General features: G+C 71.6%; 26 protein-coding genes and 1 tRNA gene. 15 read left to right on the forward strand and 12 right to left on the reverse strand.

The window, feature by feature from the left end:
* Nucleotides 1-49 precede the first annotated feature (49 nt).
* The 5 genes from AB0J12_RS07550 (at nucleotide 50) to AB0J12_RS07570 (ending at nucleotide 3,743) form a co-directional block, all read left to right on the forward strand.
* Nucleotides 50-1,423, forward strand: a complete 1,374-nt coding sequence (locus AB0J12_RS07550; protein ID WP_363263275.1) for a diaminopimelate decarboxylase — start codon at nucleotides 50-52, stop codon at nucleotides 1,421-1,423.
* Between the two features lie 166 nt (nucleotides 1,424-1,589).
* The gene (locus tag AB0J12_RS07555) at nucleotides 1,590-1,994 is read left to right on the forward strand and encodes a hypothetical protein (protein ID WP_363263276.1); all 405 of its coding nucleotides are present in this window, start codon (nucleotides 1,590-1,592) and stop codon (nucleotides 1,992-1,994) included.
* The gene (locus AB0J12_RS07560; protein WP_363263277.1) at nucleotides 1,991-2,815 is read left to right on the forward strand and encodes a transcriptional regulator; all 825 of its coding nucleotides are present in this window, start codon (nucleotides 1,991-1,993) and stop codon (nucleotides 2,813-2,815) included. The genes AB0J12_RS07555 and AB0J12_RS07560 overlap by 4 nt, the downstream gene beginning before the upstream one ends.
* A gap of 67 nt (nucleotides 2,816-2,882) precedes the next feature.
* Nucleotides 2,883-3,353: a roadblock/LC7 domain-containing protein gene (locus AB0J12_RS07565; protein ID WP_363263279.1), complete on the forward strand. Its 471-nt coding sequence runs from the start codon at nucleotides 2,883-2,885 to the stop codon at nucleotides 3,351-3,353.
* A gap of 15 nt (nucleotides 3,354-3,368) precedes the next feature.
* Nucleotides 3,369-3,743: a hypothetical protein gene (locus tag AB0J12_RS07570; RefSeq protein WP_363263280.1), complete on the forward strand. Its 375-nt coding sequence runs from the start codon at nucleotides 3,369-3,371 to the stop codon at nucleotides 3,741-3,743.
* A 15-nt stretch (nucleotides 3,744-3,758) separates the two neighbouring features.
* On the opposite strand, the gene AB0J12_RS07575 is transcribed toward AB0J12_RS07570, so the two are convergent.
* Together AB0J12_RS07575 and AB0J12_RS07580 are read right to left on the reverse strand one after the other, a co-directional pair.
* The gene (locus AB0J12_RS07575; RefSeq protein WP_363263281.1) at nucleotides 3,759-4,343 is read right to left on the reverse strand and encodes a hypothetical protein; all 585 of its coding nucleotides are present in this window, start codon (nucleotides 4,341-4,343) and stop codon (nucleotides 3,759-3,761) included.
* A 105-nt stretch (nucleotides 4,344-4,448) separates the two neighbouring features.
* Nucleotides 4,449-5,291, reverse strand: a complete 843-nt coding sequence (locus AB0J12_RS07580; protein ID WP_363263282.1) for a MurR/RpiR family transcriptional regulator — start codon at nucleotides 5,289-5,291, stop codon at nucleotides 4,449-4,451.
* Between the two features lie 120 nt (nucleotides 5,292-5,411).
* Between AB0J12_RS07580 and AB0J12_RS07585 the strand changes: the two genes are divergently transcribed.
* Both AB0J12_RS07585 and AB0J12_RS07590 read left to right on the forward strand, forming a co-directional pair.
* A complete protein-coding gene (locus tag AB0J12_RS07585) occupies nucleotides 5,412-6,818 on the forward strand; it encodes a cytosine permease (RefSeq protein WP_363263283.1) in 1,407 nt (468 codons plus the stop codon).
* 33 nt (nucleotides 6,819-6,851) lie between these two features.
* Complete coding sequence (locus AB0J12_RS07590) at nucleotides 6,852-7,274, forward strand: hypothetical protein (RefSeq protein ID WP_363263285.1); 423 nt, start codon at nucleotides 6,852-6,854, stop codon at nucleotides 7,272-7,274.
* Nucleotides 7,275-7,290: 16 nt separating this feature from the next.
* Here the strand turns inward: AB0J12_RS07590 and AB0J12_RS07595 are convergent, their stop codons facing one another.
* On the reverse strand, nucleotides 7,291-8,052 hold the full coding sequence (locus AB0J12_RS07595; protein ID WP_363263286.1) for an SDR family oxidoreductase: 762 nt from the start codon (nucleotides 8,050-8,052) through the stop codon (nucleotides 7,291-7,293).
* Nucleotides 8,053-8,199: 147 nt separating this feature from the next.
* Between AB0J12_RS07595 and AB0J12_RS07600 the strand changes: the two genes are divergently transcribed.
* Complete coding sequence (locus AB0J12_RS07600) at nucleotides 8,200-9,090, forward strand: helix-turn-helix transcriptional regulator (protein ID WP_363263287.1); 891 nt, start codon at nucleotides 8,200-8,202, stop codon at nucleotides 9,088-9,090.
* On the opposite strand, the gene AB0J12_RS07605 is transcribed toward AB0J12_RS07600, so the two are convergent.
* A complete protein-coding gene (locus AB0J12_RS07605) occupies nucleotides 9,058-9,471 on the reverse strand; it encodes a hypothetical protein (RefSeq protein WP_363263288.1) in 414 nt (137 codons plus the stop codon). The genes AB0J12_RS07600 and AB0J12_RS07605 overlap by 33 nt on opposite strands.
* Between AB0J12_RS07605 and AB0J12_RS07610 the strand changes: the two genes are divergently transcribed.
* On the forward strand, nucleotides 9,470-9,634 hold the full coding sequence (locus AB0J12_RS07610) for a hypothetical protein (RefSeq protein WP_363263289.1): 165 nt from the start codon (nucleotides 9,470-9,472) through the stop codon (nucleotides 9,632-9,634). The genes AB0J12_RS07605 and AB0J12_RS07610 overlap by 2 nt on opposite strands.
* 351 nt (nucleotides 9,635-9,985) lie before the next feature.
* Here AB0J12_RS07610 and AB0J12_RS07615 read toward each other — a convergent pair whose 3' ends face one another.
* On the reverse strand, nucleotides 9,986-11,368 hold the full coding sequence (locus AB0J12_RS07615; RefSeq protein ID WP_363263290.1) for a cystathionine beta-synthase: 1,383 nt from the start codon (nucleotides 11,366-11,368) through the stop codon (nucleotides 9,986-9,988).
* A 212-nt stretch (nucleotides 11,369-11,580) separates the two neighbouring features.
* On the opposite strand from AB0J12_RS07615, the gene AB0J12_RS07620 reads away from it, so the two are divergent.
* From AB0J12_RS07620 to AB0J12_RS07630, 3 genes are all read left to right on the forward strand, one after another.
* A complete protein-coding gene (locus AB0J12_RS07620; protein ID WP_363263291.1) occupies nucleotides 11,581-12,588 on the forward strand; it encodes an SGNH/GDSL hydrolase family protein in 1,008 nt (335 codons plus the stop codon).
* Between the two features lie 299 nt (nucleotides 12,589-12,887).
* Nucleotides 12,888-14,108, forward strand: a complete 1,221-nt coding sequence (locus tag AB0J12_RS07625) for an acetyl-CoA C-acetyltransferase (RefSeq protein WP_363263292.1) — start codon at nucleotides 12,888-12,890, stop codon at nucleotides 14,106-14,108.
* A 271-nt stretch (nucleotides 14,109-14,379) separates the two neighbouring features.
* The gene (locus AB0J12_RS07630) at nucleotides 14,380-15,159 is read left to right on the forward strand and encodes a hypothetical protein (protein WP_363263293.1); all 780 of its coding nucleotides are present in this window, start codon (nucleotides 14,380-14,382) and stop codon (nucleotides 15,157-15,159) included.
* Nucleotides 15,160-15,190: 31 nt separating this feature from the next.
* Here the strand turns inward: AB0J12_RS07630 and AB0J12_RS07635 are convergent, their stop codons facing one another.
* Nucleotides 15,191-15,502 (reverse strand): hypothetical protein, encoded by a 312-nt coding sequence (locus tag AB0J12_RS07635; RefSeq protein ID WP_363263295.1) that lies wholly within the window; start codon nucleotides 15,500-15,502, stop codon nucleotides 15,191-15,193.
* 102 nt (nucleotides 15,503-15,604) lie between these two features.
* Between AB0J12_RS07635 and AB0J12_RS07640 the strand changes: the two genes are divergently transcribed.
* Nucleotides 15,605-15,832 carry a DUF4287 domain-containing protein gene (locus AB0J12_RS07640; RefSeq protein WP_361628545.1) on the forward strand — a complete coding sequence of 76 codons (228 nt, stop codon included), beginning with the start codon at nucleotides 15,605-15,607 and terminating at the stop codon, nucleotides 15,830-15,832.
* 115 nt (nucleotides 15,833-15,947) lie between these two features.
* Here AB0J12_RS07640 and AB0J12_RS07645 read toward each other — a convergent pair whose 3' ends face one another.
* The 3 genes from AB0J12_RS07645 to AB0J12_RS07655 all read right to left on the reverse strand — a co-directional run bounded on the left by AB0J12_RS07645 (nucleotide 15,948) and on the right by AB0J12_RS07655 (nucleotide 18,478).
* Nucleotides 15,948-16,844, reverse strand: coding sequence for a Bax inhibitor-1/YccA family protein (locus AB0J12_RS07645; RefSeq protein ID WP_363263296.1), 897 nt, complete (start codon nucleotides 16,842-16,844; stop codon nucleotides 15,948-15,950).
* Nucleotides 16,845-17,051: 207 nt separating this feature from the next.
* On the reverse strand, nucleotides 17,052-18,227 hold the full coding sequence (locus AB0J12_RS07650; protein WP_363263297.1) for a 4-hydroxybenzoate 3-monooxygenase: 1,176 nt from the start codon (nucleotides 18,225-18,227) through the stop codon (nucleotides 17,052-17,054).
* A 167-nt stretch (nucleotides 18,228-18,394) separates the two neighbouring features.
* Nucleotides 18,395-18,478 (reverse strand) — tRNA-Leu (locus tag AB0J12_RS07655).
* Nucleotides 18,479-18,882: 404 nt separating this feature from the next.
* Here AB0J12_RS07655 and AB0J12_RS07660 point away from each other — a divergent pair.
* Both AB0J12_RS07660 and AB0J12_RS07665 read left to right on the forward strand, forming a co-directional pair.
* The gene (locus AB0J12_RS07660) at nucleotides 18,883-19,656 is read left to right on the forward strand and encodes an ABC transporter ATP-binding protein (RefSeq protein ID WP_363263299.1); all 774 of its coding nucleotides are present in this window, start codon (nucleotides 18,883-18,885) and stop codon (nucleotides 19,654-19,656) included.
* Nucleotides 19,656-22,187, forward strand: a complete 2,532-nt coding sequence (locus AB0J12_RS07665; RefSeq protein WP_363263300.1) for an ABC transporter permease — start codon at nucleotides 19,656-19,658, stop codon at nucleotides 22,185-22,187. The genes AB0J12_RS07660 and AB0J12_RS07665 overlap by 1 nt, the downstream gene beginning before the upstream one ends.
* A 56-nt stretch (nucleotides 22,188-22,243) precedes the next feature.
* Here the strand turns inward: AB0J12_RS07665 and AB0J12_RS07670 are convergent, their stop codons facing one another.
* The 3 genes from AB0J12_RS07670 to AB0J12_RS07680 all read right to left on the reverse strand — a co-directional run bounded on the left by AB0J12_RS07670 (nucleotide 22,244) and on the right by AB0J12_RS07680 (nucleotide 25,830).
* Nucleotides 22,244-23,536, reverse strand: a complete 1,293-nt coding sequence (locus AB0J12_RS07670) for a cyclopropane-fatty-acyl-phospholipid synthase family protein (RefSeq protein ID WP_363263301.1) — start codon at nucleotides 23,534-23,536, stop codon at nucleotides 22,244-22,246.
* Nucleotides 23,537-23,656: 120 nt separating this feature from the next.
* Nucleotides 23,657-24,274 (reverse strand): Uma2 family endonuclease, encoded by a 618-nt coding sequence (locus AB0J12_RS07675; protein ID WP_363263302.1) that lies wholly within the window; start codon nucleotides 24,272-24,274, stop codon nucleotides 23,657-23,659.
* 167 nt (nucleotides 24,275-24,441) lie between these two features.
* On the reverse strand, nucleotides 24,442-25,830 hold the full coding sequence (locus AB0J12_RS07680) for an NAD(P)/FAD-dependent oxidoreductase (protein ID WP_363263303.1): 1,389 nt from the start codon (nucleotides 25,828-25,830) through the stop codon (nucleotides 24,442-24,444).
* Nucleotides 25,831-25,922 lie beyond the last annotated feature (92 nt).

The raw sequence follows: 25,922 nt of genomic DNA on the forward strand, positions 1-25,922 counted from the left end.
ACAAGGCGGCACGGCAGGCACAGACACGGGGCGACAGGAGGGGCGATTCGTGGAGCACGACATCGACACGGAGGCGCACCAGCGCGCGGCGCGGCGGGACGAGGCGGTGCGGGCCGCGGTGGAACAGGGCCTGCTGGGCCCTGACGCGCCGCTGGTCGGGCTGCTCGACGTGACCGGCATCCGGGAGTCGGCGGCAGCGCTGCGGGCGGCGTTCGAGGCGGTGGCCGCGCCGGGCACACCGGTGCTGCACGCCTTCGCGGTGAAGGCGACCCCGCTGGTGCCGGTGATGCGGCTGCTGTGGGAGGAGGGCATCGGCGCCGAGGTGGCGAGCCCGGGTGAGCTGGCGCTGGCGCGGGCGGCCGGGGTGCCGGCCGCGGCGACGGTGCTGGACTCGCCGGCCAAGACACCGGCCGAGCTGCGCGAGGCGCTGGCACTGGGCGTCGCGGTCAACGCCGACAACCCGCAGGAGCTGGACCGGCTGGATGCCCTGATGCGGACCACCTCCAGCGCATCACCCCTCGGCATCCGGGTGAACCCGCAGGTCGGAGGCGGTTCCATCGAGGCCCTGTCGACCGCGACGGCCACCTCGAAGTTCGGCGTGGCGCTGCGCGACGAGGGTGCCCGGGAGTGGGTGGTGCGGGCGTATCTGGAGCGGCCGTGGCTGACCCGGCTGCACGCGCACACCGGGTCGCAGGGGATCCCGCTGTCCCTGATGGCCCAGGGCGTGACGCAGGCCTACGAGCTTGCGGAGGAGATCAACGCGCGGGCCGGGCGGCGCCGGATCGACACCCTCGACATCGGTGGCGGACTGCCGGTGAACTTCGCCTCCGACGCGACGACGCCGACGTACGCGCAGTACGCACGGCTGCTGCGGGAGACCGTGCCGGGGCTGTTCGACGGGCGGTACGGGCTGGTCACCGAGTTCGGCCGGTCGCTGCTGGCCAAGCACGGCACGGTGGTGGCGCGCGTGGAGTACGCCAAGAGCGCGGGCGGTCGGGCGGTGGCGGTCACGCACGCGGGCGTGCAGGTGGCCACGCGCACGGTGTACGCGCCGGGCGCCTGGCCGCTCAGGATCGCCGCGTACGACGCGAAGGGGCGGCCGAAGGAGGGGCCGGCCGTGGTGCAGGACGTGGCGGGGCCGGCGTGCTTCGCGGGGGACCTGCTGGCCCGCGAGCAGGCACTGCCGCTGCTGCAGCAGGGGGACCACGCGGCGGCGCTGGACACGGGCGCGTACTACTTCGCGCACCACTACGCCTACAACTCGCTGGCGCGGCCCGGCGTCTACGGCTTCGCACCGGACGGGGAAGGCGGCGTGGCCTTCGCGGTCGTGCGGGAGCCGCAGACGCTCGCCGAGATCGTCGCCGAGTCCGGCGGGGCGCACGCCGGGGCGCTCACCACCCTGCCCGCTTCCGGGCGCGGGTGAGCATCCCTCCCCCGAACGGGTCAACAGACCCGAACATGTGCTCAGTTGACCCACACTAGTCCGCGCTCCGCATGTTCCGCTGGAAAATGCCAGAAGCCTCACCGGCCCTCCGTACGGTGCGTAGTGTCGTCGTCACTCGCCCGGACCCGAGGCGGAGGGGAGCGACGTGCCCGGAATCGACGAGTGCTTACTGGAGGCCATGCGGCTGCCCGGCGCGCGCGGCGCGGCCCTGGTCGACTGGACCAGCGGGCTGGCGCTGGGCGTCGTCGGGGAGTGCCCCGGCGGCGATCCCGAGGCGGCCGCCGCCGAGGTGGCGGAGCTGGCCCGGCTGGCGGCCGAACAGCCGGCCTTCGCCGCCGAGGACACCTCCGGCGGCGGGCCGGACGACGCCGACCCGCCGGTGGAGGACGTGATCGTCAGCAACCGGGACGGCTACCACCTGCTGCGGTTCGTCCCGGCGCCGTTCGACAGCGGTGCGGTGCTGCACCTGTGGCTGGGCCGCGCCGACGGCAATCTCGCTCTGGCCCGCATCCGGCTGGGCGAGATGGCCGGGCGGCTGGTGCTGGGATGACCGTGGTCGAGGCCCCTCCCCCGCTGCCGGTGCGGGACAAGGCGCTGCGCGAGCCGGCGGGCGGGGTGTCCCCGATGCTGAACCGGCTCGCCGCGGAGCACGCCACCGGCGTCCTGGTCCGCGAGGGCGGCACCCTGTACCTCACCGACGGTGTGGTGGTGCACGCCGAGAGCCCGTACGCCCCGGGCCCGGGCGCGCTGCTCACCGCGCAGGGCGCGCTCAGCGCCGAGCAGTGGTGGGCGGCGGCCGGCGCGGCGGGCGATCCGGAGGGCACCGCGCGGCTGCTGGTGGACGCCGGGCACCTGTCCTGGGCCGGGATGGAGATCTGCCACCTGCAAGCGCTGTACGACGCCGCGTACTTCGCCCTCGCGCCGAGCAGCAGCCCGGGCCGCTTCCACTACGCGGCCGAGGCGCAACCCGGCGGCGCGCTGCCGGCGGTGCCGGTCGCCGCCGTGGAGCGGGAGGTGCTGCGCCGGCGGGAGGTGCTGCACCGGCTGTGGCCCGATCCGCTCACCGACAGCGCGCCGCTGACGCGCACCGACCCGGTCGCGGCACCGGCGGTCACCGCCCGCCAGGCGGCGGTCCTGGCCCTGGTCGACGGGGTGCGCACGGCCCCGGACATCGCCCTGGCGCAGGGCCGGCGGTCCTTTCCCACGCTGGTGGAGGTGCGCCGGCTGGCCGCCGCGGGACTGCTCGCGACGCCGCGCCCGCACCCGCCGCCCGCGGCCGCGGCCACGCAGCCGCCCGCCGCCCTGCCCGACGACTTCGATCCCCACATCGCCTTGCTGAAGAGGGTCAGGGATGCGCTGGAGGCCCTTTGACCGGCCACGCCCCCGTGCCGAGCCCCCCACCGACTCACTCACCTCACTCACCGAGAGGAGACACCTGATGGCGGCCGAGCCAGAGATCCTCGCCGAGCTCCACCGGCTGCGCGCCCGCCTCCCCCAGCTCACCGGCGCGATCGCCGCCAGGCGCGACGGCCTGGTCCTCGCCCACGACGCCCCCGGCGTCGAGCCGGACGGCCTGTCCGCGCTCACCGCCACCACGCTCGCGGTCGCGATCCGGATGACCGACGCGACCGGCCGGGGCGAGTTCCGCGAACTGCTGATCCGCGGCGCGCAGGGCTACGTCGCGACCTATGCCGCGGGCCGCACCGCCGTGCTGACCCTGCTCACCGAGGACCGCGTCAACGTCGGCCGGCTCCATCTGGAGGGCCGCCGCGCCGGCGCCCGCATCGGCGAGCTGGTCGACGCCCACGAGGCGCTGGCACAGGCGCCCGCCCGTCCCTCGATCCCACCCCAGGAAACCGCGCGTGCGCTGCCCGTCAGGGCAGTGGGGGCGCGCACCACCGACAGCTGAAAGGCAATCACCGTCATGGCCACCACTGAGACCGCGCTGAAGGAAGCCCTCGCCTCGATCGAAGGCGCGACCGGCGTCGCCCTGGTCGACTACACCAGCGGCATGGCACTGGGCACGATGGGCGGCAGCAAGACGTTCGACCTCAACGTCGCCGCCGCCGGCAACACCGACGTGATCCGCGCCAAGATGCGCACCATGGAGATGCTCGGCCTCAAAACGGAGATCGAGGACATCCTGATCACGCTCACCGACCAGTACCACCTGATCCGCCTGCTGAGCGGCCGAAGCGGCAACGGGCTCTTCCTCTATCTGGTCCTGGACGCCAAGCGGGCCAACCTGGCGATGGCCCGCCACCAGCTGAAGAAGATCGAGCAGGAGCTCGAGGTCTGACAGACACCCGGTCGGTCAGACCAGCGCCGCGGGGCGGCGGCGGGCCCCGCCCGGGGCCGCGTCGCCCGCCGCGATACCCGTGCCGCGCCAGGCCCTGACCGCCGGGCCGGCGGGACGCCCGCGGCGCCCGTCGAGCCGGTCGACGCGCACCCACAGCAGCGCGTCCCCGGCCCGCTCCCGCCGCCCGAGCCACGCGGCCTTCAGCCACAGCCCGGTGCCGCACCCGGCGAGCAGCAGCCCGCCGGCCACCGGCACGGCGAACGCCGAGGCAAGGGCGGCGGCGAAGGCGAGCAGCAGCCACCAGCGGTGACCCCGGCGCCAGGCGCGCACAGTCACCGCGCGGTCCTGAAGGATGTCGTACTTGCCCGCGCGGGCGGCCCCGCGGGCAAGGGCGGCGTACCGCCCACGGCGGGCGAGCGCCACCGCGGCCGCGGCGAGCAGATACAGCGCCGCCCCCGCGAACACGCCGATCCGGCGCCCGGTCAGCCCCTGCGGCACCACTCCGATCCCGGCCGCGACCAGTCCGAGCCACCACAGCGGTGCCGCCCCCGCCCGTACGACGACGGCGACCCGAGCGAGTCCCTGCCCTCCGCGCGCCACGTCAGCCTCCCCGTGTCACGTGTCCATCGAGCCGTCCATGAAGCCGCCGGGAAAGCTAGCGGCAGAACCTGAGACGAATCTGAGAACGCCGGAGGTGTCCGGCTGTCACTCCACGAACAGCCCGCGCGCGGCAGCCTTGGCGTCGAAGTCCTCCAGGCGGGCCTGCGCGTCCGGCAGTTCGTCGGCCATCGCCTCCAGCAGCACCCGCCCGAGCAGCATCGGCGCGCAGGCGGTGTCGAAGGCGAGTCCGGTGCCGACGGCGGCGGGCAGCAGCAGGTCGGAGACCTTGGCGACCGGCGCGAACGCGGAGTCGGCGACCGTGACCACGGTCAGTCCGGCCTCCTTGGCGTACTCCAGGGACTCGATGACCTCGCGCGGGTGGCGCGGCAGCGCGAAGCACAGCAGGGCGGTGGCGCCGGCGCGCACGGCGGCGTCCACGCGGTCGTGGATCATCGTGCCGCCCTCGTTGAGCAGCCGGACGTCCGGGTGGACCTTGGCGGCGAAGTAGGAGAAGCCGTAGGCCTGGGAGGCGGCAGCGCGCATCCCCAGCACCAGCAGGGGCCGGGACGCGGCGAGGATGCGGCCGGCTTTGTGCACCGGGCGCGGGTCGGCGAGCAGGTCGGCGAGGTGCCGGAGGTTCTCGATCTCGGCCTCGACGGCCTGCTGGTACTCGTTGTACGACGCGGAGTCCGCGGCCGGTTCGGCGGGGACGACCTCGCGCAGGTGCCGCCGCAGCGCCGGATAGCCGTCGAAGCCGAGGGCGACCGCGAAGCGGGTCACCGACGGCTGGCTGACCCCGGCCAGCTCGGCCAGCTCCACGCTGGACAGAAAGGGCACGTCGGAGGCGCGGCGGACCATGCTGTGCGCGATGCGCCGCTGGGTCGGCGTGAGCCGGTGCCCCTCGAAGAGGGCCTGCAACCGGCTCGCCGGGCTGTCGGTCGCGCTCATGACGTACTCCCCCTCCAGTTGTCCTCGCCGCCCCGGGAGAGTACAGCGCCGAGGCATTGACAATTTATTCAGTCTACGTGAACCCTGCATACGGTTATACAGCCCGACCGGGGAGTACGCATGGCTCAACTCGTCGAACTGCGCTCCATCGACGTCGTACCGGACGAGGAACGGCACGGCACCGCCTTCAGCCAGTTCACCCTCTGGCTCGGCGCCAACCTGCAGATCACCGCCGTCGTCACCGGCGCCCTCGCGGTCGTCTTCGGCGGCGATGTCGTGTGGTCCGTCGTGGGCCTGCTGCTCGGCAACCTGCTCGGCGGCGCGGTGATGGCGCTGCACTCCGCGCAGGGCCCGAAGCTGGGCCTGCCGCAGATGATCCAGTCGCGGGCCCAGTTCGGGGTGCGCGGCGCGGTGGTTCCGCTGCTGTTGGTGATCGTGATGTACATCGGCTTCTTCGCCTCCGGCAGTGTGCTCGCCGGGCAGGCGGTGGGCGAGCTGACGCACACCGACGACACCACCGGCATCATCGTGTTCGCCCTGGTCACCGCGGTCATGGCGACCGTCGGCTACCGGGTCATCCACACCCTGGGGCGTATCGCGAGCGCGATCTGCGCGCTCGCCTTCGTCTACCTCGGCATCCGGCTGCTGGACCGCGCCGACGTGACGGCCCTGCTGCACGACGCGCACTTCTCGCTGCCGGTGTTCCTGCTGGCGATGTCCCTGTCGGCGTCCTGGCAGCTGGCGTTCGGCCCGTATGTGGCGGACTACTCCCGCTATCTGCCGCGCACGACCTCCACGAAGGCCACCTTCTGGTGGACCCTGTCCGGCTCGGCGCTGGGCAGCCAGTGGTCGATGACGTTCGGGGTGCTGGTCGCGGCGACGGCGGGCGAGAAGTTCCTGGACGGCCAGGTCGGCTATGTCGTCGCGCTCGGCGGCACCGGCCTCGTGGCCTCCTTCTTCTACTTCGTCATCGCGCTCGGCAAGCTCACCATCAACGTGCTCAACACCTACGGCGGCTTCATGTCGATGGTGACCAGTGTCAGCGGCTTCAGCGGCAAGGCGGTGCTGTCGCGGCGCGGCCGGGCCGCCTACATCGCGCTGATCATGGTGGCGGGCACCGCGGTGGCCCTCGCCGGCAAGGACAGCTTCCTGTCGTCCTTCAAGGACTTCCTGCTGTTCCTGCTGACCTTCTTCACCCCGTGGTCGGCGATCAACCTCGCCGACTACTACCTCGTCTCCCGCGAGCGCTACGACATCCCCGCCCTGTTCGACGCGCGGGGCCGCTACGGCGCCTGGCGCTGGGGCACCCTCGCCGTGTACGGGGTGGGGCTGCTGGCGCAGCTGCCGTTCCTGGCCACCGGCTTCTACACCGGCCCGCTGGTCGAGCCGCTCGGCGGTGCCGACATCTCCTGGATCGTCGGCCTGGTCGTCCCGGCCGTGCTCTTCCTGCTGATCTCCCGGCGCCCGGCGGACCCCCGGAACGACACGGGGGTTGTCCCCAGTGCGGAGGCGGCCCGCACTCCCTAGCGTGGACGCCGGACCACGGGACGGGAGACGGTGATGGACGCCCACGACACGGAGCTGAAGAGGGAACTCGACGCCACCCTGCACGCCCGCAGGGAGCTGGGTGAGGAGTACGAGTCGGCGCTGGTCGACTCCTTCCTGGAGAAGGTCGACCAGCGGGTCGACGCGGTCGTGGACCGCCGGGTGCGCCGGCAGCTGGCCGAGCAGCAGATGGCACAGGCGCGCGGCGCCCGGTCCACGCGAGGGTCGGACTCCTGGGCGGAGCGGTTCGGCTTCGGGATCATCTCGCTCGTGCTCGCCATCCCGCTGTCCGCGATCGCGGTGACCCAGGCGGGGCTGAGCGGCCTGGTCGTCGCCTGGGCGGGCATCGTCGGCGTCAACATGGTCCAGGCCGCCCGCTCGAACGCCGCCCTGTTCGGCCGCCGCCGTGCCGAGCGGGACTCCGACTGGCAGGAGTGAGGACGCCGCGCCCGCCTCACGCCTGCCGGGTCGGCAGCACCATGATCTGGCGGAGGTTGATGTGCCGGGCGCGGCTGGTGACGTAGGCGACGACGTCGGCGACCTCCTCGGCCGCCAGCCCGCCGAGCGCCTCGAACATGCCGTCCAGCTGCGTGGCCAGCTCACCGCCCGCGACGTGGTCCTTCAGCTCGGTGTCCGTCAGCCCCGGCTCGATGTTGGTCACCCGCACGTCGCGCGGCCCGAACTCGGTGCGCAGGGACTGCGAGAGGTAGGTGACCGCGGCCTTGGTGGCGCCGTAGACGGCGTAGTTGGGGAAGGGGACGTGCGCGCCGATGGAGGAGATGTTCACCAGGTCCGCCGCGCCGCCCTCTGCGGCCGCGGCGACCAGGTCGCCGGTGAAGGCGCGGATCACCCGCAGCACGCCGGTGACGTTGGTGTCGAGCATGCGCTGCCACTCGTCGGTCCGGCCCTCGTCGATGGGTCCGGGCAGCATGACGCCGGCGTTGTTCACGACCAGGTCGACCCGGCCGTAGGCGGCGCGCACGGCGTCGGCGGCGCGCGCCACGGACTCCTCGTCGGTGACGTCGGCGACGACGGCGAGGGCCTCACCCCCGTCGGCGCGGATCTTCTCCACGACCGTCTCCAGCCGGTCCCCGCGCCGGGCCAGCAGCGCGACCCGCGCACCCCGCGCGGCCAGCAGCGCGGCGACGGCCCGCCCGATCCCGCTGGCGGCCCCGGTGACGACGGCGGTACGGCCGGAAAGGTTCTCGTACGACATGCGGTGCTCCTCGTGATCCGCGGCCGGGGCGTCTCCCGGCGGCACGTGATCACTGTGGCGGCCCGCGCCCGCCCCACCCAGGGCTGCGCTTTTCCTGGGTCTGCCAGTACCAGGTTCCCACGGCCCCGCGCGCCTAGGATCGGGGTCATGACCGGGGACCGGAACACTGCCGACATCGGTGACTTCCTGCGCTCGCGCCGCGCCCGCATCCGGCCGGAGGAGGTGGGACTGCCCACGCACGGCCGGCGCCGCGTGCCCGGTCTGCGCCGCGAGGAGGTGGCGCAGCTCGCCGGGGTGAGCGTCGACTACTACATCCGGCTGGAACAGGGCCGCGGCAGTGGGGGCACCTCCCGGACGAAGTCCGGGGGAGTGAGCGACGCGGTGCTCGACGCCGTCGCGCGGGTGCTGCGCCTGGACGAGACCGAACACGCCTATCTGCGCACCCTCGCCCGCCCGCACGACCGGCGCACCGCCGTCCGGCCGGCGGCGCCCCGCGTGCGCCGTGGCGTACAGCTGCTGCTGGACGGCATGGAACGCAGCCCCGCCTTCATCCTGAACCAGCGGATGGAGGTACTGGCCTGGAACGTCCTCGGTGACGCCCTGAACGGCTTCAGCCGCACGGCCCCCGAGGAGCGCTGCGTCCCGCGGCAGGTCTTCCTCGACCCGGCCGGCCGCGAGCTGTACCCGGAGTGGCACGCGGTCGCCGCGCAGACCGTGGCGCATCTGCGGCTGAGCGCCGGGCTGCACGCGGACGACCCCGAGCTGTGCGCACTGGTCGGTGAACTCTCCGTCAAGAGCGAGGACTTCCGCCGGCTGTGGGCCGATCACGAGGTCGCGGAGTGCGCGCGGGGCGTGAAGAAGGTCCACCATCCGGTCACGGGTCTGCTCACCCTGCCGTACGAGACCCTGTCCCTGCCCGGGGACCCGGACCTGACGATCGTCGTCTACACGCCCGAGCCGGGCTCGGAGACGGCCGAACGCCTGGCGCTGCTGGGCAGTTGGGCCTCAGCCGCCCCCGAAGCCACGGAACGTGCCTGAGGGGTCGGCCGCGTCGGCGTAGTCGGCGAAGTCGAGGTTGGCGATCGAGAGGTTGGCGGCGAGCTCCGGGTACCAGCGCACCGGGACCCGGAAGGTGCGGCCGGGCTCGTCGTAGAGGTCGACGGCGAGCAGCGGAAGTTCGGGATCGGTGAGGGTCGTGGCGTCGGCGAGGAACACCTCGCAGATCCGCTCGTCCTCCTCGGCCGCCAGCTCCTCGTCGAGCAGCGCCTGGACGCTCGCCCCGGAGAACCGGGGGTCGCTGACGCGGCTCGCGCCGTCGGCGGAGTCGAGCGCCGTGCACAGGGCGTCCCAGGCGGTGTCGTCGGTGAAGTCGGTGCGCAGGACGAGCGTGGCGAGGTCGTCGGGCTGGGGAAGGGCCATGCCGGTGATCCTCTCACCCGGCACCGACACCGACCGACGGGTAATGGGCACGGAAGAGTCGCGGATCCGTTCCGAAAACGTCATGCGCGGCGACGGAAGCATCGTGCTCGGGGACGGAAACATCCCGGGCGGGACGGAAACACCGTACGCGGCGAAATGGTGACGCGCCGGGGGAAGTTGTGCGCGGGGACCGCCGCACCCCCGTTGCCGGGGGGCGGGACGACGGCGGTCCCCGCGTGGGGACGCGGGCCGGGTCAGGACCGGGCTCCTGCGTCCGTGGCGTCCATGGGAGGTCCGGGAGCCGCTCCGGAGGTCCGTGACGCCGTTACGCCGCCGGCGAGGACGGGGAGCCGCTCCCGCCCCCTGCCGACACCCACTACTGTGCCGGGCGCGTGTTAAGCCGGTGCTGCGCGGACGTGACACCCTCGTACCACTTCCGCGTCAGCCCGATCGGCCCAGGTCACCGCGAGTTCGCCGCCGCAAGCGGCGGTTCACCCCGGGTTCACCGTCTCGTTCAGCCCTTGGCGAGGAAGGCCAGCAGGTCCTGCCGGGAGACGACCCCGGTCGGCTTGCCCTCGACCAGGACGATCGCCGCGTCGGCCTTGCCGAGCACGGCCATCAGGTCCGCGACGGGCTCGCCGGAGCCGACCTGCGGCAGCGGCGCCGACATGTGCTTCTCCAGCGGGTCCTCCAGCGAGGCCCGCTTGCTGAACAGGGCGTCCAGGAGCTCGCGTTCGACGACGGAGCCGACGACCTCGGCGGCCATCACGTCCGGGTGGCCGGCGCCCGGCTTGACCACCGGCATCTGCGAGACGCCGTACTCGCGCAGCACCTCGATGGCCTGTCCGACGGTCTCCTCGGGGTGCATGTGCACCAGGGACGGGATGGCGCCGTGCTCCTTGTCGTTGAGCACGTCGGCGACGCGGGCGCTCGGCCCCTCGTCCTCCAGGAAGCCGTAGTCGGCCATCCACTCGTCGTTGAAGATCTTGCTGAGGTAGCCGCGCCCGCTGTCCGGCAGCAGGACGACGACGACGTCGTCCTCGGTGAGCCGCTCGGCCACCTCCAGCGCGGCGACGACCGCCATGCCGCAGGAACCGCCGACGAGGAGGCCCTCCTCCTTGGCGAGGCGGCGGGTCATCTGGAAGGAGTCCTTGTCGGACACGGCGACGATCTCGTCGGCGACGTCACGGTCGTAGGCGGTCGGCCAGAAGTCCTCACCGACGCCCTCGACGAGATACGGCCGGCCGGAGCCGCCGGAGTAGACGGACCCCTCGGGGTCGGCGCCGACGACCTTCACCCGGCCGTCGCTGGCCTCCTTCAGGTAGCGCCCGGTGCCGGAGATGGTGCCGCCGGTGCCGACGCCCGCCACGAAGTGGGTGATCTTCCCCTCGGTCTGCTCCCACAGCTCGGGGCCGGTGGAGTGGTAGTGGGAGAGCGGGTTGTTGGGGTTGGAGTACTGGTCGGGCTTCCAGGCCCCCGGCGTCTCCCGCACGAGCCGGTCGGAGACGTTGTAGTAGGAATCGGGGTGCTCCGGCGCCACGGCGGTCGGGCACACCACGACCTCCGCGCCGTAGGCCCGCAGCACGTTGATCTTGTCGGTGCTCACCTTGTCGGGGCACACGAAGATGCACTTGTAGCCCTTCTGCTGGGCCACGATGGCGAGCCCGACGCCGGTGTTGCCGCTGGTCGGCTCGACGATCGTGCCGCCCGGCTCGAGCTCGCCGCTCTGCTCGGCCGCCTCGATCATGCGCAGGGCGATGCGGTCCTTCACCGACCCGCCCGGGTTGAAGTACTCCACCTTGGCAAGGACGGTCGCCCTGATGCCCTTGGTCACGCTGTTGAGCCGCACCAGCGGGGTGTTGCCGACGAGGCTGATCATCGAGTCGTGGAATTGCACCGTTGTCTCCGGATGCTGCAAAAGATGTGGTCGTAGTGGTTCCGCCAGCCTAGGCCCTGTCGCCGGATTCACGGCGGACGGCGGGAATCGCACGACGGGGCCCGCCTTCTGCCGCGCGTCCGCGACGGGCGTTCACTCTTCGTTGAGATTGGGCAACGGTCCGTACGGGGCATTGAGTGGGTGAGGGCGGTTCGAGGAGGTGGCGGCGACGCATGACGAGCATGTCGAGGGCGCGGGTGGCCCGTCGCATCGCGGCGGGCGCCGCCTACGGCGGTGGCGGGATCGGACTGGCGGGCGCGGCACTGGTCGGTCTGCTGGTGGCCGAGGCGCAGATGGCCCGCCGTCAGGTGAGCAACGGCACCACCCACCATGTGCCGAACGCCGAGGGCCTGTACGGCCTGTCCTACGACACCCCGGGTGAACCCCCGCTGCGGCTGCTGATGCTGGGCGACTCCACCGCCGCCGGGCAGGGCGTCCACCGGGCCGGGCAGACACCGGGCGCGCTGCTGGCGTCCGGGCTCGCGGCGGTCGCCGAACGCCCGGTGCAGCTGCGCAACGTCGCCCTGCCCGGCGCCCGCTCCGACGACCTGGAGCGCCAGGTGAGCGTGGCCCTGGCGGACCCCGGCCTGCTCCCCGACATCTGCGTGATCATGATCGGCGCGAACGACGTCACCCACCGGATGCCACCGACCCGCTCGGTGCGCCACCTGTCGACGGCGGTACGGCGGCTGCGCACCGCCGGCGCGGAGGTGGTGGTCGGCACGTGCCCTGATCTCGGCACCATCGAGCCGGTGCAGCAGCCACTGCGCTGGCTGGCCCGGCGCGCCTCACGGCAGCTGGCGGCGGCGCAGACGATCGGGGCGGTGGAGCAGGGCGGCCGCACGGTGTCGCTGGGCGATCTGCTGGGCCCGGAGTTCGCGGCGAACCCGCGTGAGCTGTTCGGCCCCGACAGCTACCACCCCTCCGCCGAGGGGTACGCCACCGCCGCGATGGCGGTGCTGCCGACCGTCTGCGCGACGCTGGGGCTGTGGCCGGCGGAGGAGGATCGGCCGGACGTCAGCCGCCGCGAGGGCTTCCTGCCGGTCGCGAAGGCGGCGGCGGAAGCGGCGTCGGAGGCCGGCACCGAGGTGGCGGCGGCACGGGGCCCCTGGGCCCTGCTGAAGCGCCGCCGCCGGCGCCGGGTCCCGGAAACGGAGCCGGCTGCGGCACCGTCGCCGTAGGCCGTGGGTGCGGCTGGGCCGCGCGACGGGGGTACTCGGTACTGCGGTGGAGGCACGACTGCCCGCGGCTGTGCCGACCCGAAGGGGCGCGGGGAACTGCGCGACCGGCCCACCACTCACCCGTAGACGACACACGAGCCCGGCCCCCCGCACTCCTCCCGCCCCAGCCGTCGGCCAGACAAAAGCAAGCGCTTAGAAAGTTGCGGTCAAGGTCACACCTCGCCGCCCGTGACCTGAACCATACGGAGGGGTAACTTCCCAGGAAGTCCGCCCGACCCCCGCAAGCCCATGGAGCCGTGATGCCCGAAGCCGTCATCGTCTCGACCGCCCGCTCCCCCATCGGCCGCGCCTTCAAGGGCTCCCTGAAGGACCTGCGCCCGGACGACCTGACCGCCACCATCATCCAGGCGGCCCTCGCCAAGGTCCCCGAGCTGGACCCCAAGGACATCGACGACCTCATGCTCGGCTGCGGCCTCCCCGGCGGCGAGCAGGGCAACAACCTCGGCCGTATCGTCGCCGTACAGATGGGCATGGACCACCTGCCCGGCTGTACGGTCACCCGCTACTGCTCCTCGTCGCTGCAGACCTCCCGCATGGCCCTGCACGCCATCAAGGCCGGCGAGGGCGATGTCTTCATCTCGGCCGGCGTCGAAATGGTCTCCCGGTTCACCAAGGGCAACTCCGACAGCCTCCCGGACACGCACAACCCGCTCTTCACCGAGGCCGAGGCCCGCACCGCCGAGGTCGCCCAGCAGGAGGGCACGACCTGGCACGACCCGCGTGAGGACGGCCTGCTGCCCGACGCGTACATCGCGATGGGCCAGACCGCCGAGAACCTCGCCCGCTGGAAGGGCGTCAGCCGCCAGGAGATGGACGAGTTCGGCGTCCGCTCGCAGAACCTCGCCGAGGAGGCCATCAAGAACGGCTTCTGGGAGCGCGAGATCACCCCGGTCGCCCTCCCGGACGGCACGGTCGTCTCCAAGGACGACGGCCCCCGCGCCGGCGTCACCCTGGAGGCCGTCCAGGGCCTGAAGCCGGTCTTCCGCCCCGACGGCATGGTCACCGCCGCCAACTGCTGCCCGCTGAACGACGGCGCCGCCGCGCTCGTCATCATGTCGGACACCAAGGCCCGCGAGCTGGGCCTGACCCCGCTCGCCCGGATCGTCTCCACCGGCGTCTCCGGCCTGTCCCCGGAGATCATGGGCCTCGGCCCGGTCGAGGCGAGCAAGCAGGCGCTGCAGCGCGCCGGTCTGACCATCGGCGACATCGATCTGGTCGAGATCAACGAGGCGTTCGCCGCCCAGGTGATCCCGTCCTACCAGGACCTCGGCATCGACCTGGACAAGCTGAACGTCAACGGCGGTGCCATCGCCGTCGGCCACCCCTTCGGCATGACCGGCGCCCGCATCACCGGCACGCTCATCAACTCCCTGCAGTGGCACGACAAGCAGTTCGGCCTGGAGACGATGTGCGTCGGCGGCGGCCAGGGCATGGCGATGGTCATCGAGCGCCTCAGCTGACCCCTGCGTAACCGGCGGGACACCTTGTGTGAGCCCTTGGCCCGGAGTCCGCGAACTCACGCGGCTCCGGGCCGTTTTGTGATCCAATCTCCCCCATGATGTGACCTATATCCCTCACCCAGGGGAAACTCGCAGGTCATCGTGGTCACACCAACCACCGACGACACAACACCCTGTCCGTTTCGTGACGTTACGCACTGACAACTTGATGGTCCACCCTTCAAGCTGATGTAGGAAGTCGGGGGTCGACTTTGAACCTGGGAGTACGTCAGTGAGCGCCATGCCGATCGCGTTGCTGGTCACCACGGCCGCCACGGGCGCCGTGGGCCTCGCCGTCCTGCGCACCCTCGTCCTGCTGCGCAGGCAGGTGACGGCCCTGCAGACTCAGCTGGCCGTGAACCACTCCGCGACCCACGGGCTGCTGCCCGCGGCGCGCGCCGCGGCCGACGCGGACGAGATACGCGCCGCCGTGGCCGACGCCCTCGCCGAGGAGCGCGAGCGTGAACTCGCCGAGGCACGGGCGTTCTGGGCGGCCCAGGAGGCCCGCGACGCCTCCGACACGCCCTCTTTGCTGGGCCTGGCCGACGGTGAGCTGTTCCTGCCCCGCCAGGCCGACTTCGTAGGCCTGGAGCCGGTGACCGAGCACGGCCCGGAGGCCGACGAGTTCTCGGGCGAGTCCCCCGAGCTGGCCGCGGCCCGCCGCCGCCACCCCTCGCACCCGGACTTCGTACCGATGCAGTCACCGGTCGTGAACGACCATGAGCGCACGGTCGCCATTCTGGACGAACTGGCCGCGGACCGCGTCCAGCTGACCGACGTCCGCCCCGGCCCGCTCGGCACGCTCGACGTCTACGTCTTCGCCGACGGCACCACGCTGTGCATGACCCCGGGCCACCGCGACACCGCGGACCGTCTGGCGGCCGCCCTGCGCGCCGGCGACACCCCGTACCTGCTCGGCGGCTCCGGCATCTCGGGCGCGTACACCCTGACGTTCTCCTGCGGCGAGGACAACGTCTACATCCTGGCGGACCGGGTCATAGCGAGCCTGTGACGGACGGGCTCGGACCCTCACGAGGGCGGGATCAGACTCCCGCCCTCTTCTGCGCCTCCTCGACCAACCGCACGGCCTTCTCCACGTCGGCCTGCGACGGGAGCACCACCGCGAGATCCCGTCCCGCGACGGTCACCTGATCGGCCACCGCGAACATCCCCGCGTCGGGCATCTCCCGCACCACACCCCCCGGCGACTCAAGATCCTGCGCCCACCGGGCCAGCTCTCTGGCCAGCCCCAGCGCCTCCGCGGCAGCCCCCCGTTGCAGTCGGGACTGCGGTGCTGCCCGCAACCGATCGGCGAAGTGATCAACAGCTCGGGTCAGAGACGTCGTATCCACCACGCCGTGAGCCTACGCGCCCGCTCGGGACTGTTGCCAACGAGCGAACACTCAGGCACGGTGACCTGAAGGACCGGCTTACATCCCATGCGTCCGGAGGCGCCGATGTCCCATGTCCTCTCCGAGGAGACCCACCGCAACATTCTCGCCCGCATCCCCCACTGCACCGGTCGTGAGATCGCCGACTGGCTGCGCACCGTCGAAGAAGGCCCGGCCCTCCGTTTCGAGGAGAAGGTCAGCTGGCTGCGGCACGAGCACAATCTCGCGTACGGCCACGCCAAGGCGATCATCCATGAGTACGAACTGAGGAGGGCCGCGCGGAAGCTGCGCTGACCGCTCCGCCTCCCGCGAACGAGCGTCGCGCGCACCCGCCGACAAACGCCGAAGGGCCCCGGGACACTCGTCCCGGGGCCCTTCCCGACGGGGGGCCGGCAACCGCCGGCCCGCGTCAGTCGTTGCTGCTGAAGATCGCCACCAGACGCAGCATCTCCAGGTAGATCCACACCAGGGTCATGGTGAGACCGAACGCGGCCAGCCACGCCTCGTTGCGCGGGGCACCGTAGGCGATGCCGTCCTCGATCTGCTTGAAGTCGAGGGTCAGGAAGAACGCGCCGATCAGGATCGCGATGATGCCCACGACCGCGCCCAGCGGGCCCATGCTGCGCAGACCGCCGTCCCCGGCGACGCCGAACGCCACCAGCAGCAGGTTGACCGCCATGACCACCACGAACGCGATGGCGATGGCCATGCCGATGCGGGCGTAGCGGGCCGTGACGCGGATCCAGCCGGCCTTGTAGACGAGCAGCGTGGCGCCGGAGACCGCCATGGTGCCGAGCACCGCCTGGAACGGGGCGCCGCTCCACGCGCTGTTGTACATCTCGCTGATCACGCCGAGGAAGATGCCCTCGAACGCGGCGTAGCCCAGGATCAGCGCGGGCGACGGGGTGCGCTTGAAGCTCTGCACCATCGCCAGGACGAAGGCGACCAGCGCCGAGCCGATGGCGAGGCCGTAGGAACCGGGCGAGACCGGCAGGACGGCCCAGGCGAGGATCGCGCCGAGGACGACCACGCCGAGCGTGGTGGCCGAGCGCGTGACGACGTCGTCCATCGTCATCCGGCCGGTGGTGGCCGGGGCCTGCGGGGCGCCGTACTGCGTGTCCTGCTGGGCGTACGGGTTGGTCGCGTACGGGTTCTGCGCGTAGGGGTTGCCGCCCTGGGCGTACTGGCCTCCCTGGGCGTAGGGGTTGCCCTGGGCGTACCCGGCCTGCGGTGCGGTGTTGAAGCCCGCGTAGCCGTTGTCGCGGCTGAACCCCCGTCGCGAGAAGACCGGGTTACTGCTCCTCATCTCACTCCTCCATGGCCATCGAGCGTGGCCTTGGCTCAAGAGTAATGGAAAGGCAAAGGATCGACCCTAATACCTGGGAAGGATCTTTCCCGCCCTGTGCTGCGCAACACGCTACGCGTCGGCGTGATTCCCGCCACCGCCGGGCTCGATTCATCACCAAGCCGGTACACGTCCGGAATCGGCCGGAGATCCACTCGCGTCCGGGGCTCAGTCGAGCGGGAAACCGGTGTAGGCCTCGGCGAGGTCGGTCTCGGCGGCGCGGTGGCCGGTGATGCGCTCCAGGCGGGCGAGCTGGAGGCGGTCGTCGAAGGGGGTGGCGTCGGGGGCGCGGTGCAGCAGGGTCGTCATGTCGTAGGAAAAGCGCTCGGCCTGCCACACCCGGCGCAGGCAGGTCTGCGCGTAGGAGTCGAGCAGGTCGGGGGAGCCGGTCTCGCGCTCATGGACCAGGGCGCGGGCGAAGGTGACGACGTCGCCGACGGCGAGGTTCAGGCCCTTGGCGCCGGTGGGCGGCACGATGTGCGCGGCGTCCCCGGCGAGGAAGAGGCGGCCGTACCGCATGGGCTCGTGGACGAAGGAGCGCATCGGTGTGACGGACTTATGGGTGATCGGGCCGCGCCGAAGGCGCCAGTCGTCGGCGGTCGCGAAGCGGCGCTCCAGCTCGTCCCAGATCGCCTGGTCACTCCAGGACTCCGCGTCGGTGTCCGCGGGCACCTGGAGGTAGAGACGGGAGACGGACGGGGAGCGCATCGAGAGCAGGGCGAAGCCGCGGTCGTGGCGGGCGTAGACCAGCTCGTCGTGCGAGGGGGCGACGTCGGCGAGGACGCCGAGCCAGCCGAAGGGGTACGTCCGCTCGAAGACGCGGGACAGCGCGGTGGGGATCGCCTTGCGCGCCACGCCCCAGAAGCCGTCGCAGCCGACGACGTAGTCGCACGCGAGGACGTCCTCGTGACCCTCGTACCGGAACCGCACGCGGGGCTGGTCGGTGCCGGCGTCCTCCACGGCGAGGGCCTCGGCCTCGAACAGCAGCGGGCCGCCCTCCTTGAGCTGGAGCGCGATGAGGTCCTTGCACACCTCGGTCTGGGCGTAGACCATCACCGACTTCCCGCCGGTCAGGGCCGGGAAGTCGACGCGGTGACGCTTCTTGTCGAAGCGCAGCTCGATGCCGTCGTGGCGCAGGCCCTCGCGGTCCATGCGCTCGGCGGCGCCGGCCGCGCGCAGGACGTCCACGGTGCCCTGTTCCAGGATCCCGGCGCGCTGGCGCTGTTCGACATAGGCGCGGTCGCGGCTCTCCAGGACGACCGAGTCGATGCCGGCGGTGTGGAGCAGCCGGGCCAGGACGAGGCCGGCCGGACCCGCGCCGATGATGCCGACGGTGGTGCGCATCGGGCGTTCCCTTCGCGTGGGCGACACGGCCCGCCGAGCGGCGTGTTCGCGTGGTGAAATATCCTTCACTGACTTTCGGGCGCGAGTCTGCGCCCGTCGTCACCCGCTGTCAACGGGTGCGCGGTGACGCATCGGGAAGGGTGCGGCCGGCGGCCGAGGGTCGGAGGTGCCCGGAGCCGGACTTGAACCGGCACGCCCGCGAAGGGGCAGCGAGGTTTAAGCTCGCCGTGTCTGCATTCCACCATCCGGGCAGGCCATGGGCTCCGCATCGAGACTCCTGACCCTATCGGGAGACGTCCCCCGAACAGCGGTCGGGTGACCCGATGTTGTCTTATTTTATTGGCGCCTGAGGGAGCATCAGCCACCGGAACAGGCCGTCCGCACTTGCCAACAGCCTTGCGTGCGGCGCTCTGCCGCGTACGCGAAATGACGGAATTTCACCGTCCGAACGAGGGTGCGCCACCGGTTCTCACCATCGCCCTCCCACCCCGCGTCCTCAGGGACGGCCGTCATCCCCAGGTATGACACGGCCGCCCGGAGTCCGACCCCAGTCGGCCCCGGGAACCGGAACAGCGGGTGACTACAGGGGGTCAAGGCGCCGCAACGATGGAACACGTCCCTCGAACATCGTCGTTTCCGTGAGGAGAGCCTTCCCGTGACCACCACATCCGTCGCCGGCCGGACCAGCGCCGCCGTGGCCGCACGCGCCACGGACCTGTCGAAGATCTACGGCCAGGGCGAGACCCAGGTGGTCGCCCTCGACCGGGTCTCGGTCGACTTCCACCAGGCCCAGTTCACCGCCATCATGGGCCCCTCGGGCTCCGGCAAGTCCACGCTGATGCACTGCGTCGCGGGTCTGGACACCTTCTCCTCCGGCTCCGTGCGCATCGGCGACACCGAGCTGGGTTCCCTGAAGGACAAGCAGCTGACCAAGCTGCGCCGCGACAAGATCGGCTTCATCTTCCAGGCGTTCAACCTGCTGCCGACCCTGACCGCGCTGGAGAACATCACGCTGCCGATGGACATCGCCGGCCGCAAGCCCGACCGGCAGTGGCTGGACGCGGTGATCGGGATGGTCGGTCTTGCGGACCGGCTCGGGCACCGCCCCTCGCAGCTCTCCGGCGGCCAGCAGCAGCGCGTCGCCGTCGCCCGCGCGCTCGCCTCCAAGCCGGACATCATCTTCGGTGACGAGCCGACCGGAAACCTGGACTCCCGCTCCGGCGCCGAGGTGCTCGGCTTCCTGCGCAACTCCGTGCGGGAGCTGGGCCAGACCGTCGTGATGGTCACCCACGACCCGGTCGCCGCCGCCTACGCGGACCGCGTCGTCTTCCTCGCCGACGGCCGCATCGTCGACGAGATGATCCACCCCACGGCCGACGCGGTCCTCGACTTCCTGAAGCAGTTCGACGCGAAGGGCCGCACCAGCTGATGTTCCGCACCGCGCTGCGCAACGTCCTCGCGCACAAGGCCCGTCTGCTGATGACCGTGCTCGCCGTGATGCTCGGCGTCGCGTTCGTCTCCGGCACCCTCGTCTTCACCAACACCATCTCCGGCGCCTACGAGAAGAGCTCCGCCAAGGGCTTCGACCACGTCGACGTCGCAGTGCGGCCCCACTACCGCGCCGACACCGGAAACACCGTCAGCAAGCGGGCCGAGCTGACCCAGGCGCAGCTGGACACCAGCGCCAAGGTGCCCGGCGCTTCCTCGGCGATCGGTGTCGTCCAGGGCTTCACCGCCATCGCCGACCGGCACGGCAAGCTCATCGGCGGCGGCTTCCGCTCCGAGGGCGGCAACTACTGGGGCGCCAAGGACCCGCGCTACCCGCTCGTCGAGGGCCACGCGCCCACCGGGAAGAACCAGGTCCTCATCGACGCCAAGACCGCCGAGCGGGCCGGCTACGAAGTCGGCGACACCGTGCGCATCTCGGTCGACGGCCCCGTGCTGACCCCGGCCATCACCGGCATCTTCACCACCGACGACGGCAACGTCGCCGCCGGCGGCAGCCTCGCCCTGTTCGACACGGCGACCGCGCAGCGGCTGTTCGGCACGGCGGGCGCCTTCGACGAGATCGACGTCAAGGCCGCGCCCGGCACCTCCCAGGCCGCGCTGCGGGCCGCGCTGGACAAGGCGCTGCCGAAGGACGCCGTGGAGACCACCACCGGCAAGCAGCTCGCCGACGACCAGGCACAGATGATCTCCGCGCAGATGAGCGGGATGCAGCAGGCGCTGCTGGTCTTCGCCGGCATCGCCCTGTTCGTCGGCACCTTCATCATCGCCAACACCTTCACCATGCTGGTCGCCCAGCGCACCAAGGAACTCGCGCTGCTGCGCGCCGTCGGCGCCTCCCGCCGGCAGGTCACGCGCTCGGTGCTGATCGAGGCACTGGTGGTCGGCGCGGTGGCCGGTGTGGCCGGCCTCGTCGCGGGCATCGGCATCGGCGCCGGACTCAGGTCCCTGATGGGCACCTTCGACGCGACCGTCCCGGACGGCCCGCTGGTGATCTCCCCCACCACCGTCGTCACCGCGCTCGTCGTCGGCGTCCTGGTGACGATGCTGGCCGCCTGGCTTCCCGCCCGGCGCGCCGCGAAGATCCCGCCGGTGGCGGCGATGAGCAGCGTGCACGCCAAGGCGACCACCAAGTCCCTGGTGCTGCGCAACACCATCGGCGCCCTGTTCGCCGCGGCCGGCGTCGCGGTGGTGCTCGCCGCCACCTCGATGGACGCCGACGCCGCCCAGGCGCCCATGGGCCTCGGCGCGGTGCTGCTGATCATCGGCGTGTTCGTGCTCACCCCGCTGCTGTCCCGCCCGCTGATCGCGGCCGCGGCGCCGGTGCTGCGCGCCTTCGGGGTGTCGGGCCTGCTCGCGCGGCAGAACTCGGTGCGCAACCCGCGCCGTACCGCCGCCACGGCCTCCGCGCTGATGATCGGGCTCACCCTGATCACCGGCCTGACGGTGATGGCGGGCAGCCTGCAGACGTCCATCGACAAGATGGCCTCGGCGGCGATCCGCGCCGACTACGTCGTCTCCATGGCGAACGGCAACGAACTCTCCCCGGCCGTCGAGAAGAAGCTGCGTACGACCGAGGGCGTCACGGACGTCAGCCCGCTGCGCAACGCGCCCTCGCGCATCGACGGGCAGACCGAGTACCTGACCGGCGTCGACGGCGCCGCGATCGGCAAGCTCACCGATCTGAAGACCGACGACGGCTCCTTCACCGTCGGCGGCGACAAGGTCGTCGTCGACAAGGACACCGCGACCTCGCACGGCTGGCACGCCGGTTCGGGCTTCACCGTGCACTACGAGGACGGCAAGGCGCAGCGGCTGACGGTCGTCGGGGTGTACGAGGGCAACGACATGATCCGCGGGATCCTGCTCGACACCGCCGCCCTCACCCCGCACCAGCCGGCCGACGCCGGTGACATGCAGGTCATGGTGAAGACCGCCGACGGCGCGTCGGGCACGGCCAAGGACACCCTGGTGAAGGCGCTGGGCGACAACCCGGCGATCAGGATCCAGGACAAGCAGGACGTCTCCGACGAGATCGCGCAGATCTTCACGCTGATGCTGAACATGCTCTACGGCCTGCTCGGCATGGCGGTGATCGTCGCGGTGCTCGGGGTCATCAACACCCTGGCGATGAGCGTCTTCGAGCGGGCGCAGGAGATCGGCATGCTGCGCGCGATCGGCCTGGACCGCTCGGGCATCAAGCGGATGGTCCGCCTGGAGTCCCTGGTGATCTCCCTGTTCGGCGGCGTGCTCGGCATCGGCCTCGGCGTGTTCTTCGGCTGGGCGGCCGGTGAGCTGCTCGGCACCAAGATGCCGACGTACGAGCTGGTTCTGCCGTGGGCGCGGATGGCGCTGTTCCTGGCGGGAGCCGCCCTGGTGGGCGTCCTGGCGGCCCTGTGGCCGGCCCGCCGCGCGGCCCGCCTGAACATGCTGCAGGCCATCAAGGCGGAGTAGCCGCTACGACACTGACGGGCCCCGCTTCCTTCCGGCAGCGGGGCCCTTGTGCCGTGTCAGTTCCAGGTGCGGGCGCGCAGCGGCATCCCGGATGCGCCGGAGCCGGGGGTCTTCACGGCGAGGACCTGGTTGACGCTGATGCGGTTGTGTTCGAAGGACAGGGCCGAGGCGGCCATGTACAGGCGCCACACGCGGGCCCGCCCGGGGCTGGTCAGCCGGACCGCGCGGTCCCACTGTGCCTCCAGGTTGGCGACCCAGCTGCGCAGGGTGAGCGCGTAGTGCTCGCGGATCGACTCCACGTCGCGCACCTCGAACCCGGCCCGCTCCAGCTGGGAGACCGTGATGCCGATGGGCTGCAGCTCGCCGTCGGGGAAGACATAGGCGTCGATGAAGGCGTCCACGTCGTACGCGCCCTCGTCACGCTGCGGGCGGCGGGCGATCTGGTGATTGAGCAGCCGGCCGCCGGGCTTGAGCAGGGCGTGCAGATTCTGCGCGTACTCCAGATAGCGCTCGGCGCCGACGTGCTCCGCCATGCCGATGGAGGAGATCGCGTCGTAGGGCCCGTCCTGCACGTCCCGGTAGTCCTGCACCCGGATCTCGACCTTGTCGGTCAGGCCCTCGTCGGCGGCCCGCTTGCGGGCGTAGGCCGCCTGCTCGTGGGAGAGCGTGATGCCGACGACGCTCACACCGTGCTCGCGGGCGGCGTGGATCGCCATGGAACCCCAGCCGCAGCCGACGTCGAGCAGCCGCTGACCCGGCTTCAGGGCGAGCTTGCGGCAGACCAGTTCGAGCTTGTCGCGCTGGGCGGTCTCCAGCGTCGCGTCCGGGGCGGGCCAGTAGGCGCAGGAGTACACCATGGACGGGCCGAGGACCAGCTCGTAGAAGTCGTTGCCGACGTCGTAGTGGTGGCTGATGGCCTTCTTGTCGGTGCGGCGGGTGTGCAGATGGCCGCGGCGCCGGCGGACCTCCTCGGCGGGCGGGGCGGGCGGCAGCGGCGGCCCCGCGAGCTTCAGCAGGCCGCGCACGGCCTGGCGTACGGTCGGGTCGCGCAGGGCCTCGCCGAGGGTTCTGGCGTCCTCGCCGCGGTCCCAGATCAGGTCGGCGAGCAGATCCAGCGCGGCGTACAGGTCGCCCTCGATCTCCACGTCACCGGCCACCCAGGCGCGGGCCAGGCCCAGTTCGCCCGGTTTGAACAGCAGCCGGCGCAGCGCGCGACGGTTGCGTACGATCAGCGTCGGTGCGCCGGGGGGACCGGCCTGTGAGCCGTCCCAGGCGCGGATACGGACCGGGAGCGGCACTCCCAGCAACTGCTCGAGCAGGCGCGTGAGCCGCAGCGCGGCGTCGGCCATGTGCAACACCTCCGTGACCGGTCATCCCGGATGTCTGTCACCACGTAAACACTCACGGGGCCTGGCCGCAGTCCCCCACGCGCGTCACGTCTCGGCAAACCCTCGGGCGGAGGCGTCGGTTCAGAGGTCCCTCAGCGTTTCGAGGGTGATGTCGATCCCGATGTCGTACGGCACCGACAACTTGAGCTGGTCGCGGTGGGTTCCGGTCAGGGAGTACGTCTTGGACACCGGGTCGAGCTCGTAGCTGCGGACCACGGGACGCTTGGGCGACCCGTCGGCTTCGACCAGCCAGAAGTGCTGGATGCCCGCGGCGGCGTACTTGTGGGGCTTGGTGTCGCGGTCACGGGCCTCGGAGTCCGGGGAGACGACCTCGACGGCGAGGACGACGTCGGCGGCCTCGAAGCGGGTCTGGTCCAGGTCGTCGACGACGGCCTGCGCGCGCACGACGCAGAGGTCGGGCTCGGGGCCGTTGCGGCGGTCCAGGACGACGGTCATCTCCCGCTCGACCTTCAGGTCGTCCGGGACCGTGCGGCGCAGACCGTTCAGCAGCAGTTCGATCATCTTGGCGTGGAAACGCCGCTGCGGACTCACGAAGACCAGGCTCCCGTCGATCAGCTCGGTGTGCGGCGGGAGGTCGGGCAACGTGAACAGGTCGTCCACGGTGTATCCGTCCCGGGGCGGCACCGGCCAGCGGCGGCCGGGCGCGGAGGTCGGCTCGGCTACGGGCTCGGCGGTCATGATTCCTCCCATGGACGGGATTCTCGGCCTTCCCGTCCACGGTAGCCGCGGAGATCGACCGACGTCATCACAAAGGGTGATCATGGCCCGGAGGAACGCCGAAGGGGCCGCCCGCACCACGGATGGCGGGCGGCCCCTTCGGGCGTCGAAGCAGGTGACCGGGAGGGTCAGGAGGCCTTGGCCTTCTCCCCGGTCTTCACGGCGGCCGGGGCGGGAGCCGGGGCCGGCTTGGCGGCCTCGTAGAACTCCTCGCGCGGGGACTCCAGCGCGCCGAGGGAGACGACCTCGCGCTTGAGGAACATGCCGAGCGTCCAGTCGGCGAAGACCCGGATCTTGCGGTTCCAGGTCGGCATCGCCAGACCGTGGTAGCCGCGGTGCATGTACCAGGCGAGACGGCCCTTGAGCTTGATCTTCATCTTGCCCATGACGATCATCGCGACGCCCTTGTGCAGGCCGAGGCCCGCCACCGCGCCCTTGTTGGCGTGGCTGTACTCCTTCTGCGGGAAGCCCCGCAGGCCGGAGAGGACGTTGTCACCGAGCACCCGGGCCTGGCGCAGCGCGTGCTGGGCGTTCGGCGGGCACCAGGCGTTCTCGTTGCCGGCCTTGCGGCCCACCAGGTCCGGGACCTGGGCGTTGTCGCCGGCGGCCCAGATGTAGTCGGTGCCCTGCACCTGGAGCGTGGGCGCGCAGTCGACGTGACCGCGCGGGCCCAGCGGCAGGCCGTAACGGGCCAGCACCGGGTTGGGCTTGACGCCGGCGGTCCACACGATGGTGTTGGCGTCGACCTCGAGGCCGTTCTTCAGCACCACGTGGCCGTCGACGCAGGAGTCCATGGAGGTGGACAGGTAGACCTCGACACCGCGGGACTCGAGGTGCTCCTTGCCGTACTGGCCGAGCTTCGGGCCGACCTCGGGCAGGATCTTGTCGGCGGCGTCGACGAGGATGAACCGCATGTCCTCGCGGGACACGTTGTTGTAGTACTTGGCCGCGTCCCGGGCCATGTCCTCGACCTCGCCGATGGTCTCGGCGCCGGCGAAGCCACCACCGACGAAGACGAAGGTGAGCGCCTTGCGGCGGATCTCCTCGTCGGTCGTGGAGTCGGCCTTGTCGAGCTGCTCCAGCACGTGGTTGCGCAGGCCGATGGCCTCCTCGATGCCCTTCATACCGATGCCCTGCTCGGCGAGGCCGGGGATCGGGAAGGTGCGGGAGACCGCGCCGAGCGCGATGACCAGGTAGTCGAAGGGCAGCTCGTACGCCTCGCCGACCAGCGGGGCGATCGTGGCGACCTTGCGGTCCTGATCGATGGTGGTGACCCGGCCGGTGAGGACCTCCGCCTTGGGAAGCACACGCCGCAGCGGGACGACGACGTGGCGCGGGGAGATGCTGCCGGCGGCGGTTTCGGGGAGGAAGGGCTGGTAGGTCATGTACGACCGGGGGTCGACGACCGTGACGGTCGCCTCTCCGTAACGCATCTTCTTCAGAATGCGTCGAGCTGCGTACAGGCCTACGTACCCACCGCCTACTACGAGGATCCTGGGACGCTCCGTGGTGCTCATGGCATCGAGTATCCACCCGGATGGAGGGGGTGGCTCGTGCGCCCCTTCACAAGGTCCGACACCACCTGTGCTACACTCCGCGGCCCGCGTGA

The sequence above is a fragment of the Streptomyces sp. NPDC049915 genome (assembly GCF_040656475.1).
GTDB lineage: Bacteria > Actinomycetota > Actinomycetes > Streptomycetales > Streptomycetaceae > Streptomyces.

Coding starts and splice junctions, on each gene's coding strand:
- AB0J12_RS07560 (WP_363263277.1), top strand. CDS start 1,991: ATGACCGTGGTCGAGGCCCCTCCCCCGCTGCCGGTGCGGGACAAGGCG.
- AB0J12_RS07565 (WP_363263279.1), top strand. CDS start 2,883: ATGGCGGCCGAGCCAGAGATCCTCGCCGAGCTCCACCGGCTGCGCGCC.
- AB0J12_RS07570 (WP_363263280.1), top strand. CDS start 3,369: ATGGCCACCACTGAGACCGCGCTGAAGGAAGCCCTCGCCTCGATCGAA.
- AB0J12_RS07580 (WP_363263282.1), bottom strand. CDS start 5,291: ATGAGCGCGACCGACAGCCCGGCGAGCCGGTTGCAGGCCCTCTTCGAG.
- AB0J12_RS07585 (WP_363263283.1), top strand. CDS start 5,412: ATGGCTCAACTCGTCGAACTGCGCTCCATCGACGTCGTACCGGACGAG.
- AB0J12_RS07590 (WP_363263285.1), top strand. CDS start 6,852: ATGGACGCCCACGACACGGAGCTGAAGAGGGAACTCGACGCCACCCTG.
- AB0J12_RS07595 (WP_363263286.1), bottom strand. CDS start 8,052: ATGTCGTACGAGAACCTTTCCGGCCGTACCGCCGTCGTCACCGGGGCC.
- AB0J12_RS07600 (WP_363263287.1), top strand. CDS start 8,200: ATGACCGGGGACCGGAACACTGCCGACATCGGTGACTTCCTGCGCTCG.
- AB0J12_RS07610 (WP_363263289.1), top strand. CDS start 9,470: ATGCCGGTGATCCTCTCACCCGGCACCGACACCGACCGACGGGTAATG.
- AB0J12_RS07605 (WP_363263288.1), bottom strand. CDS start 9,471: ATGGCCCTTCCCCAGCCCGACGACCTCGCCACGCTCGTCCTGCGCACC.
- AB0J12_RS07620 (WP_363263291.1), top strand. CDS start 11,581: ATGACGAGCATGTCGAGGGCGCGGGTGGCCCGTCGCATCGCGGCGGGC.
- AB0J12_RS07625 (WP_363263292.1), top strand. CDS start 12,888: ATGCCCGAAGCCGTCATCGTCTCGACCGCCCGCTCCCCCATCGGCCGC.
- AB0J12_RS07640 (WP_361628545.1), top strand. CDS start 15,605: ATGTCCCATGTCCTCTCCGAGGAGACCCACCGCAACATTCTCGCCCGC.
- AB0J12_RS07645 (WP_363263296.1), bottom strand. CDS start 16,844: ATGAGGAGCAGTAACCCGGTCTTCTCGCGACGGGGGTTCAGCCGCGAC.
- AB0J12_RS07650 (WP_363263297.1), bottom strand. CDS start 18,227: ATGCGCACCACCGTCGGCATCATCGGCGCGGGTCCGGCCGGCCTCGTC.
- AB0J12_RS07665 (WP_363263300.1), top strand. CDS start 19,656: ATGTTCCGCACCGCGCTGCGCAACGTCCTCGCGCACAAGGCCCGTCTG.
- AB0J12_RS07670 (WP_363263301.1), bottom strand. CDS start 23,536: ATGGCCGACGCCGCGCTGCGGCTCACGCGCCTGCTCGAGCAGTTGCTG.
- AB0J12_RS07675 (WP_363263302.1), bottom strand. CDS start 24,274: ATGACCGCCGAGCCCGTAGCCGAGCCGACCTCCGCGCCCGGCCGCCGC.
- AB0J12_RS07680 (WP_363263303.1), bottom strand. CDS start 25,830: ATGAGCACCACGGAGCGTCCCAGGATCCTCGTAGTAGGCGGTGGGTAC.